Annotated in this window: 5 protein-coding genes; 3 read left to right on the top strand and 2 right to left on the bottom strand. The window is 67.1% G+C overall.

Annotated features, from left to right (window positions below; genetic code table 11):
- Nucleotides 1-6 precede the first annotated feature (6 nt).
- A complete protein-coding gene (locus tag C5B85_RS13290) occupies nt 7-3,231 on the top strand; it encodes a glycosyl hydrolase (protein ID WP_104286616.1) in 3,225 nt (1,074 codons plus the stop codon).
- 389 nt (nt 3,232-3,620) lie between these two features.
- On the opposite strand, the gene C5B85_RS13285 is transcribed toward C5B85_RS13290, so the two are convergent.
- Nucleotides 3,621-5,099, bottom strand: coding sequence for a family 43 glycosylhydrolase (locus C5B85_RS13285; RefSeq protein ID WP_104286498.1), 1,479 nt, complete (start codon nt 5,097-5,099; stop codon nt 3,621-3,623).
- Nucleotides 5,100-5,290: 191 nt separating this feature from the next.
- Entirely contained in the window at nt 5,291-6,568 is a 1,278-nt protein-coding gene (locus C5B85_RS13280) for an ROK family protein (protein WP_104286497.1), read from the bottom strand.
- Between the two features lie 181 nt (nt 6,569-6,749).
- On the opposite strand from C5B85_RS13280, the gene C5B85_RS13275 reads away from it, so the two are divergent.
- The gene (locus C5B85_RS13275; RefSeq protein ID WP_104286496.1) at nt 6,750-8,258 is read left to right on the top strand and encodes an MFS transporter; all 1,509 of its coding nucleotides are present in this window, start codon (nt 6,750-6,752) and stop codon (nt 8,256-8,258) included.
- Nucleotides 8,259-8,386: 128 nt separating this feature from the next.
- Nucleotides 8,387-11,422, top strand: coding sequence for an aminotransferase (locus tag C5B85_RS13270; protein ID WP_104286495.1), 3,036 nt, complete (start codon nt 8,387-8,389; stop codon nt 11,420-11,422).
- The last annotated feature ends 84 nt before the right edge of the window (nt 11,423-11,506 follow it).

Genomic DNA, 11,506 nt, shown 5'->3' with positions numbered 1-11,506 from the left:
CCCGCCATGACTGAACGCCACCATGAGCTCTGGAACGCATTCGTCCAGCCGCCAGACGACGCGCGACCACGCGCCTGGTGGCACTGGATGGACGGGAACGTCGATCCCGACGGCATCGACGCCGATCTGCGCTGGCTGCACGCAGTCGGGATCCGGGGAGTCCAGGCCTTCGATGGTGCTCTCGGAAACCCGCTTGTCGTCCCGGACCCGGTCATCCCGGGGACGGGGCGCTGGCGGGACGCGATCGGGTCAGCGAGCGCGACTGCCCGCGGACTGGGGCTCGAGTTCACCGTGGCGACGTCGGCGGGCTGGAGCGCGTCTGGCGCCCCGTGGGTCAGCGCGGACGACGCCATGCGCAAGCTCGTCTGGTCGCAGACGGTCGTGGACGGCGGAACGGTCGCCGAGCTCGCTCCGCTGCCCGACGTCGCGGGGCCGTTCCAGGAGGTTCCCAAGTGGAGGAGCGACGCCGGACCCGGATCCGGGCATGTCAAGGATCTCTTCGTGCTGGCCGTTCCGTTCAACCCCGCGCACGATGCCCTCGAGCCGGAGAGCATCGTGACCTCTGCCGTCTCCGTCCGCGACGGGGTCATGGAGGCGCCGGTCGGGAGCGTTCGGCTCGAACGCGACCCCGACGAGTTCTCGACGGCCTGGATCGAGCAGCATTTCGACGAGCCCGTCACTGTACGTTCGTGTGTCATCGTGCTCCCGGGCCCGCACGGTTTCGGTGCGGCACCCGCGGTCGCGGCGACGCTCCAGGTGCAGGACGAGGACGGCGAGTACATCGATGCGACGTCGTTCCCGGTGAACCAGTGCCCGTCTCGAACCGCGTCGTTCGCGCCGGTCTCCGGACGCGCGTTTCGACTGCTGCTCAGCGCAGACGGCATCCGCGCCGTCTCCTCGGCCTTCGAGCGCGGCGTCAGGCCGCCGCCCATCTTCCAGCCGCTGAGCGAGTTCATCGTCGACCGCTTCGAACTCTTCGTTGCCGGAAAGCCGGCGCACGTCGAAGCCAAGAGCGGGTTCGCCACCTCAGTCGACTACGACGTGCTCGACACCGACCCGCAGGCCGCCCATGCCGTCGTCCCGTCCGAGGCGATCATCGATCTCAGCGGAAGCCTGAGCGGGGATCGGCTGACCGAGGCGCTGCCAGCAGGACGGTGGCGGATCATCCGCTTCGGGTCGTCGCTCACCGGACAGACCAACGGCCCGGCCCTCCCCGAAGCGACTGGGTTGGAAGTCGACAAACTCGACGCAGAACGCGTGCGGGCCTACATCACTCGCCACCTCGACCAGTTCGGCGACGCAGAGATCGACGCGCTCTTGAGCGACAGCATCGAAGCCGGTCTGCAGAACATCACTGATCGCCTCGTCGGGCATTTTGTCCGGCTCCGCGGCTACAACCCCGTCCCGTGGCTGCTCGCCACGGCAGGCTTCCAGGTCGAAAGCGTTGCCGCGACTGACCTGTTCCTCAGCGACTTCAGGCGAACGATCGCTGAAGTGTTTGCGGATGCGTACTACGGCACCCTGGCCGACGAAGCGCACCAGCGCGGCATGACCTACTACGCGGAGGCGCTCGAGGATCGGCGGCCTCAGCTCGGGGACGACCTCGCGATGCGCTCGCACGCCGACGTCCCCATGGGGGCTATGTGGACCTTCGACTCGAAGACGGGCCCCGCCCCGAGTTACGTTGCCGATCTCAAAGGCGCATCCTCGGTGGCACACGTCCATCAGCGAGCGCACACCGGGTCGGAGGCGTTCACGTCCGGTCGAAACCCGTGGAGCGATTCGCCGAAGTCGCTCAAGCACGTCGCCGATCTTCAGCTCACCCTCGGCGTCACCCGATTCTGCATCCACTCGTCACCGCACCAGCCGTCACAGGTGCCGCCCCCTGGTCTGGCGCTCGCTCCATCACTGGGCCAGGCATTCACGCGGAACGAGACCTGGGCCCACGTTGCCCGCCCATGGATCGACTACCTCGCGCGGTGCTCGCACCTGCTTTCCCAGGGGCGGCCAGCGGTCGACGTCGCCTTCTTCATCGGCGAGGAGGCACCCGTCACCGGGCTCTACGGAGATCACTTCGACGAGCACGTCCCGCGCGACTACGACTTCGACTACATCGGCCCCGATGCGCTGTCGGGGATTCTCGAAGTCGCGGACGGCGTGCTGAGCGCAGGCAGCTCCCGCTACCGTGTTCTGTATCTCGGTGGGTCAAGCGACCGGATGAGCACGAGGGCTCTCGAGAATGTCCTGCGACTGGTTGAGGCCGGAGCCACGGTCGTCGGCATGCGTCCGGCACTTCGCTCGCTTGCCGATGACAGCAAGCGCCACGCCAAGCTGTGCGAGCAGATCTGGGGGCAGACGCACAGCGACCGCGTCCACGCGACCCGAGACCTCGGCGAGGTGCTGCGTCGGCACTTCCTCCCGCTGCTCGTCGTGCCCCACACCGGCGTGCGCCGCATCGCCAGATGGCTCGACGGCGAGCTGCTCGTCTTTCTCGCCAATGCGCACGAGGACCCCGTGGCCACGACCATATCCTTGCCCGGGTGCGACCGACCCCTGGTTGCGTGGGACCCGGTCGCACTCGAGAGGCGTGAGCTGCGGCCCACCTCTGACGGAACCGGATTTGAGCTCTCGCTCGCACCGTACGGATCCGTGTTCGTGCTTCCAGGTGGGGTCGGTGACGGAACCCTGCCCTCGAGCGCACTCGTCGAGGTCCCCGTCGGGGGCGAATGGACGACGACCGTCCCAGGCGCTGAGCCGATCCGGAGTGCCAAGCCGATCCTCTGGACTGAGCTCGGGGACGAAAGCCGGCGATTCTCGGGGACGGTGCAGTATCGGTTCGAGTTCGACCTTCCCGAAGCGGGGCATCCTGTTCCAGAAACCAGGCGCCCTGCCCGCATCCGGTTCGGTGACATCAGCGATATCGCGGAGGTGACGATCAACGGCATCGACGCAGGCATCGTGTGGACCGCGCCCTTCGAGCTTCCCGCATGCGGACTCCGACAGGGACGCAACGTGGTCGAACTCCGCGTCACCAACCCCTGGCGGAACCGACTCATCGCGGAAGGACAGGTCAGTTCCGGTTCTCTCTTCGAGCCCATGACCCGAGTGTTCGACGATCAAGCTGAACTCCTCCCAGCGGGCGTCGTGGGGCCCGTCACGCTGGTCTACGACGACACAGACTGCGAACACGCGTCGCGTCACGAACACGAGAGAGTGCGACACGTCGGTTGAGATCCGCGTTGAGAACGTGACGATCGAGGGGCCGAATGGCGAGCTCGACGTCAGAATCTACCTCCCCTCGTCGCCAACCCGCGGCCTCGTCTGGACGAACGGGGGGTGCATTCGCCATCGGCGCGACTCCGACCCTCCCCTCGTGCACCCGGTCAGCGCTTCGCTTCCGAACTCGCAGCAGCAGGGAACGACACCCTGGTCGTCGTCGAGCCGAGGACTGCTCATGGCCACCTTGATGGCCCCACCCAAGTCGGGGCCGCTGCCAGTATCGAGCGCATGGTCTCCTGGCTCAGCGCCGACCGTCACTGAGCGACCTCGAGGCCCGTGCGCAGGAGTTCGATCTCGTGCGCACGGGCCTCGATTCAGGACGGGACACCTCCCTGACTGTCCTAGAGCGGCTGGTAGCGAACCTCGGAGAACTTCGCGGACCCCGTGCCCACTGAGACGAGAGCGGGGCGCAGGCTGACCAGATCGCCCATCGTGTTCGCGTGGTAGCCGGAGGTCTCGTATCGAACGCCGTGTCGCGTCCAGTTCTCGCCGTCGAAGCTGTGCCAGCTGGTGAGAATGTGCTGGTCGTTGACCAGCTTGAGATGGATGCGCCGGGTTGAGGGGATGGGCTCGCGCCAGTGGCTCTTCACGCCACCCGAGTACGTGCTCATCTGCGTTCCATCGATCGTGTGGCCACAGAACAGGCGATTGTTGAAGAACAGCATGAGACCCGCTTCGGCGTCACCGTCCAGCTCGACGACTGCAGAGAACTCGTACGAGCGATCGCCGCCCGTTCGAACGAGCGGTGATGAATCCGCCACGCTGTCGCCCTTGCCGACGACCTCCAGTGAATCCTGCCCCACGGTGAGCCGGGAGCCGTCGCCAGGTGTCTGTCCGTAGAAGGTCCAGCGGTCGCCGAGCTCGAACTCCGTGTGGGGTTCGGCCCCGGTAGAACCGGGTGCCTGTATGCAGGATCGGTCGGGAGCGTCCAGTTCCACCGAGATGTCCTGAGCGAATGCAACGGGCCAGTCATCGTCTGTCCAGGCGATGGGCTCGAGAAGAAGCTGTCTGCCCAGCGTGCGATAGCCGTTCTCGTAGCCGTGGGACAGCATCCACCAATCGCCTCGCGGTCCCTCGATGAGCGTCGCGTGGCCCCGCGACCACCATGCTTCGGAGGGGTCCGTCGTGCGCGCAACTGGATTGCTCGGGGAGTTCTCCCAGACGCCCTCGATGGATCGAGAGCGGGCGACGATCACCATGTGACCCGTAGACGGGCCGCCAGTTCCTCCAACAGCGCTCACGAGGTAGAACCAGCCATTGCGACGGAGGATCTTCGGGCCTTCGAGGGCGTACGCCTCGGTGATCCACTCGTCGGGGTACTGCCAGCCGTCGTAGGCGTGCTCAAGATCCCCGACGGTCGCCAGCCCGTCGTCGGTGAGCTGGATCTTCCTTACGCCGTTGACGAAGAGGTACCGCTTCCCGTCCTCACCGATCGCGTGCCCAGGGTCGATCGCTCCGCGTATGTGCAGATCGATGGGGTCGCTCCATGGCCCGGTCATCGTCGGAGCGTGGATGACGAATATCGACGCGTCGGTGATCGTCGTCGACCACGGCGCCGGGATGAACGGGATGTAGATGTAGAAGTGGCCATCGACTTCGGCGATGTCCATAGCGAAGACCACCCCGGGGGGATCTTGCAGGGCGCTTCCCCGGTGCGTCCAGTTCACGAGATCTGTGGAGTGGTAGATCGGGATGCCTGGGGCTGAGTCGAAGGAGGAGTAAGTCATCCAGTAGTCGTCACCGCTTTTGATGACGGTCGGGTCGGGCCGATCGCCGTCGAGGATGGGGTTCCGGAACTTGCCGGCGCTCGGGCTTCTCATGGGGCGTCATCCTTTTCAGTCGAAGTTGCCCTGCACCTTCGCTGGTGCACGTGCACGTGCACGTGCACGTCGTAGTCGCGGGCGAGTCTTCGGAGGTTGGCCGGACCGGCTTGGGGATTGACTCGCAAAGTTATGTGCGAAATGGACATATGTCAAGGATGTACTGAGCGGTGTGTTCCCCCGGGGGTTGGTCAGTGCTCCGACTCGAATGCCGAGATCTCGGGGCGGCCGTTAGCGAACCATCGTGGGAACGTCTCGTCGAAGAGTTGCTCGCGAACCAACGCGGCTCCTCCCCGAAGTGGCTCCCTGACGTCCCCGACCGACACCATCACGTTGAGATCGCGGGTCGCGAGCGGCGCAGACTGCTCATACACGCGGTGTCTCACCTCGGCGAGGAAGATCTCCCCAGCGGACGCGAGCGCACCTCCGATGACGATCACCTTCGGGTTGAACATATTCACCATGCCGGAGAGAGCCTCGCCGATGACCCGCGCGGACCGCTGGGTGAGCTGTATCGCGAGTGCGTCACCGTCCTCGGCGGCCACGGCGATGAGCTCTGGAATCAGCGGAACCCCAGCGGTGACGCGCGACGCGAGGATCCCGGTTGCCCCCTCCTCGATCGCGAGCTTCGCATCCCTGACGAGCGCCCAGCCGCCCGCGACGGCCTCGACGCACCCCAGCTTGCCGCAGCGGCACGCGATCTCCGACCCCGCGAGTCTCACATGGGCGAGGTCGCCTGCCGTCCCGTTGGCACCGCGGTGGATCCGGCCGCGAGAGACCAGGCCAGCGCCGATTCCAGAGCCGACCTTGCAATAGATCAGGTCGATATCGGGGAGTTGGCGATTGGTGCGCTCGTTGATCGCGAGAAGGTTGACGTCCTTGTCCACCCAGACGGGGGCGTCAAAGTGCTGCTTGAAGCGCCGGCGGAAGTCGAAGCCGTTCCAACCCGGCATGATCGGCGGCGCGACCGGTCGTCCGGAATTGAAGTCGACCGGGCCGGGAATGCCGACCGCGATGCCCCAGACCTGTGTCTCCGTACCTGTTCGCGCGCGTTCCTCTGCGAGCAGCTGCTCGATGAGCTCCAGGGCCACGTCCAGCGTCGCTGCTGGGCCGCGTGCGATGTCCCAGTCGAGATGCGCGTGGGCGGTCACGTCGCCCTCGAGGTGCGAGAGTCCGACGTGGAGGTGCAGGGCTCCGATGGCGCACGTCACGATGAGGCCGCGTTCGCTGTTGAATCGGAGTGTCCGTGGGGCGCGTCCGCCCGAGGAGGGCCCGACTTCGCCTTCGACGACGTAGCCCATGTCGATGGCCTGCTCGACCCTCTGGGTGACGACTCCCCGACCGAGGCCGGTCGCCGTGCCGATCTGGGGTCGCGTCACAGCCTGTCGCGTTCTCACGAGGTTGACCACTCGGAGAAGGCTGGTGACCTCGTCGGTCTGCGCGCCGAATCGTAGCGTCGACTCTCTCATTCCAGAACTTTATCGGACCTTCGGTCGCGGCGACGGGGGTCCGAGCATCTTAAGTAGATTTTCCACATAAGTCAGCGTAGTTTGGGACCTGCGTGGGGCTCAGCGGGCCCGTCGCCGTCGCACAGCAGCGGCAGGTGCACACGATGTCGCGCAGATCGTCCGATCGTTCGGGCTCACACACATGTCACTCTCCCCAACACGGCTCCGGCTCCTCGTCGCCTCACTCCTCACCGTCACCTTCCTCGGTGCCCTCGACCACACCGTCGTCTCCACATCGCTCGCGACCATTGCAGGCGAGCTCAATGCGCTCGAGGAGATGGGCTGGGTCGTCGTCAGCTACACGCTCGCAAGTACGGTGCTGCTGCCCGTCATCGGAAAGCTCGGCGACATCATGGGCGCCCGCTCCGTCTTCATCGCTTCGCTCATCCTCTTCCTTATCGCCTCACTCGCGTGCGGATTCGCGCCCAACATGGGGCTGCTCATCGCGGCTAGGGTCTTCCAGGGAATGAGCTCTGCGGGCCTGCAGCTCATGTCGCAGACGATCGTCGCGCAGGTCACGAGCCCCAGGGCTCGCCCGAAGTACATGGCCATCATCGGAGCCGCCTTCCCGGTCGCGATCCTGGTTGGCCCCTTTCTCGGCGGCCTGATCGCAGACAACTGGGGCTGGCAGTGGCTGTTCTGGATCAATCTCCCGGTCGGCATCATTGCTCTCATCCTCGCGCTCTGCGCCATCCCGAGCATCCCCCGAACATCGATGCTGCGGTTCGACACGCTCGGCGCTGTCGCCTTCACCATCGCGCTTGTCGCGCTCGTGCTCGGTGTGACTTGGGTCTCGGATGGGCAGCTCCTCGCGTCAGCCCTTTCCGCGTTCGCGCTCGCACTCGCTGCCTTCACTCTCTTCTTCTGGGCTGAAGTCCGAGCCGAGAACCCGCTCGTGCCGCTCGCCATCTTCAAGAACCGGACGGTGTCCGTCGGCACCCTCATCGCCGCGGTCAACGGGGTGGGGCTTATCTCCATCACCGCCTACCTGCCCACCTACGTGCAGATGGCCTACGGAACCTCAGCCACCGTCTCCGGGCTCGTCCCGATCGCGACCGTCATGGGAATGCTCGTCAGCAACCTGCTCGTTGGATTCCTCGCGAGCAAGACCGGCAGATACCGGATCTTCCCGATCATCGGGACCGCTCTGGGCGCGGCCGGGTTGTTCACTATGTCGCTGCTGCCCGTCGGACTGCCGCTCTGGACGCCGATGGTCGTCATGTTCGTGGTGGGACTCGGCTCCGGCTCGTTCATGAGCCTGATGATCGCGGTCGTGCAGAGCGCGGCGCCCAAGAGCGCGACCGGGGCCGTGACCGCCTCCGTCAGCATCGTCGGGCAGGTCGGCACGACCGTTACGACCGCCGTCATCGGCGGCGTTATCGGAGTCGGCGTCATTGCCATGCTGCCGCTGGGCGTCGACGCAGCCGGCCTCACCCCCGCGGCCGTGCATGCGAGCGAACCCGCTTTCCAAGCGACCATCGCAGCGATCTACCGGGACGTCTTCTCACCGATCTTCGTCGGCCTTTCGATCGTGTACCTGGCAGGGTTCGCCGCGGCGCTGCTCCTCCCATCCGGCAGGCTCTCCAGCGAGACGGGCGACGACCAACTTTCTCAGCACGAGGCGCAGAAGATCGCACGGAGCCACGCTTGAGCGTGACGGACGCCGCGACGATACGCGTGCTTGGTCCGCAGATCGGCCCGGGCCGCAGCGTCGGTGGCCGCCGTTAGCATTGCCTCGGTTCGACCGGTCTCTGGTCGGCGACTCGAAGGGGAGTAGTCATGTCCGAAATCGCAGAGGGTCTTCCAACGTTCGCGGAAGGTCTGCCGCGCCCGAACATCACGATCGAGGAGGTGCGTCGCCTCGCGGGCGAGCTGTTCGGCGTCTCCGGTGAGGTGCGCGAGCTCGGCAGCCAGCAGGACCGCAACTTCTTGTTCACCGAACCGGGCTCGCTCCCGGACGCGCCGAACCGTCGCGTCCTGTTCAAGATCAGCAACCGTGCCGTTCGTCGCGACGAGATCGAGGCGCAGAACGAGGCGATGCGTCGGATGCACGCGGCGGGCCACCCGTCACCGGCTCCGCTTCAGAGCCTCCACGGCCGCGACATCGAGACGGCCGACGTCGACGGTGCACCGCACAGTATCCGCCTGCTGACATTCGTCGAGGGCACGCCGCTCATCGACTTCGAGCACTTCTCCACCGACACGATCGCGGCGATGGGCGCGCTCGTCGGCCAGGTCGCCGCGACGCTCGCCGGTTTCGAGCATCCGGGACTCGGCCGCGAGCTGCAGTGGGACCTTCGGGTCGGTGAGCAGCTCGTCGAGGAGCTCATCGGCTACGTGCTGGAGCCCGAGCGGCAGGCCTTCGTGCTCGGCGCGCTCGAGGACGTCGCCGCATCGCTGGCTCCCCTCAAGAGCTCTCTGCCGCTGCAGGCCATCCACGGCGACCTCACCGATGACAACCTCGTCGCGATCGCCGGTGAGCTCGGCCGCCCCGAGCTCTCGGGCATCATCGACTTCGGCGACGTGGGAACGGGGTGGCGCATCGCCGAGCTGGCCGTCGCCTGCACGGCCGTGTTCCACCACGACCCCGCCCGACCGCTTGCAGTCCTTCCGCTCATCCGCGCCTTCGACGAGGTTGTGTCGCTCACCGACGCCGAGATCGACGCGCTCTGGCCGCTCATCGTGCTCCGGGGCGCCACGCTGGTCGTCAGCGGCCTCCAGCAGGTCGCCATCGACGAAGGAAACGACTACGCCGAAGAGGCACTCGAACGCGAGTGGACCATCTTCGCCGTTCCTGCCGCCCTCGATTCCCGCGTCGCGACGGCCGCCATCCGGCAGGCGCTCGGCCGGGCGGTCGCCCCGGGCCCCGACGCGGCACCGGCAGATGGTGCGACTCTGCTCGACGCCGAGCTCGCACGTCGCGCCCGCGTCATCACGCTCGACTACACGAGCACGGCGTTGCGCGACGGCTCGTGGCTCGGTGAGGAAGGGGCCGAGGCCGAAGCGCAGCTGCTCCTCCTCGCCGCGCGGAGCAACGGGGTCGCGGTGACTCGCTTCGGCGAGGCCAGGCTCACGCGGTCGATCGGCGTCACCCACGATGCCCCCGTCAACATCGCCACGGGGGTTGAGCTGTACAGCACAAGCGACCTCGCGCTCACCGCCCCCTTCGGCGGGCTCGTGTCGGCGGCCGAGGGGAACGTCACGTTGACGGATGGCACGCGCACGCTTGTCATCGCCGGAGCCCGTGGGCTCATCGAGGGTCACTCTCCTGAAGGGGAAAACTCCGCAGTTCCCACTCGCGTCGAAGCGGGCCAACCCTTCGCCGAGATCGCCGGCTGGGCGCATGTCTCCCTCCAGCTCGGCGAGGCGTCAGCACTGGATGCGGCTGCTGCGCCCGTGCCGCGCTTCGTAACGGCCGAGGAGTTCCCGGCCTGGCTCGCCGTGGTGGGCGACCCGAGCGAGCTCATCGGCCTCGCGCCGGGAGAGGGACGCGAGGGCGAAGCCCGGGCCCTTGCCGACGAGACGCTGCGTGCGCGACTCGACGCCTACGCGCCCCTGCAGGGCCACTACTACGCGCATCCGCCGCAGTTCGAGCGGGGCTGGCGCGAGACACTCATCGACACGGATGGACGCCACTACCTCGACATGGTCAACAACGTGACGGCCCTCGGCCACGGGCATCCCGTGCTCGCCGACGCTGTCGCGCAGCAGTGGCGCAGGCTCAACACCAACTCGCGCTTCAACTACGCGTCGGTCGTCGAGTTCAGCGAGCGCCTCCTCGAGACGCTGCCCGACAGCTTCGACACCGTGCTGCTCGTGAACAGCGGCACCGAGGCGGTTGACCTCGCGCTCCGGCTCACGAAGGCGTTCACGGGGCGGGACGAGGTCGCCTGCGTTGAGGAGTCTTACCACGGCTGGTCGTACGCGGCAGACGCCATCTCGACGTCCACCTCGGACAACCCGCTCGCCGCCGAGCTGCGCGCCCCATGGGTGCACGCCTTCGACGCGCCCAACGCCTACCGCGGCACCCACCGCGGCGATGAAGCAGGCCAGCGCTACGCGGCGGATGCGGTCGCCGAGATCGAGCGCCTCGCCGCCGCCGGCACACCCGTCGGCACGTTCATCGCCGAGCCACGCAACGGCAACGCGGGCGCCATCGAGGTGCCCGCCGGCTACCTGGCCGCGGTCTACGACGCGGTCCGTGCCGGAGGGGGAGCTGTCATCTCCGACGAGGTGCAGGTCGGCTATGGGCGCCAGGGTGACGTGTTCTGGGGCTTCGAGCAGCACTCCGGGCCGGGCGGCGAGGCGATTGTGCCCGACGTCGTGACGGTCGCAAAGGCCATGGGCAACGGGCATCCGCTTGGCGCCGTCATCACGAGGTCCGAGATCGCGCAAGCACTCGCCGACCAAGGCACCTTCTTCTCCTCCGCTGGCGGCTCCACACTCAGCGCGAGGCTCGGCGTCACCGTGCTCGACATCATGCGCGACGACAGACTGCAGGAGAACGCCCGCGAGATCGGCGGTTACCTGCGCGAGCAGCTGCTCGCCCTCGCGGATCGCCAGCCGCTCATCGGCGCCGTCCACGGGCGCGGGCTCTACCAGGGTATCGAGCTGGTGCGCGACCGCGAGACCTTAGAGCCCGCCGACACCGAGACCCGAGCGCTCTGCGACCGGATGCTCGCCCTCGGCATCGTCGTACAGCCCACTGGCGACCGCGGCAACGTGCTCAAGGTGAAGCCTCCGCTCTGCTTCACGAAGGAAAGCGCCGATACCTTCGTCGCTGCCCTCGACGAGGTCCTCACCCGCGGCCTCTGATTCCGCGCCGGCTTCTGACCCGCCCCGCCCGCGCCACGGCGAGTTCGCCCAGATGAGCGCGATGGCTGCGGCGAAGAGGAGGAG

This window comes from Pseudoclavibacter sp. AY1F1, assembly GCF_002931075.1.
Taxonomy (GTDB): domain Bacteria; phylum Actinomycetota; class Actinomycetes; order Actinomycetales; family Microbacteriaceae; genus Pseudoclavibacter.
The sequence above is the reverse complement of the archived record's forward strand: the minus strand, read 5'-3'. Positions and strand labels throughout refer to the sequence as shown.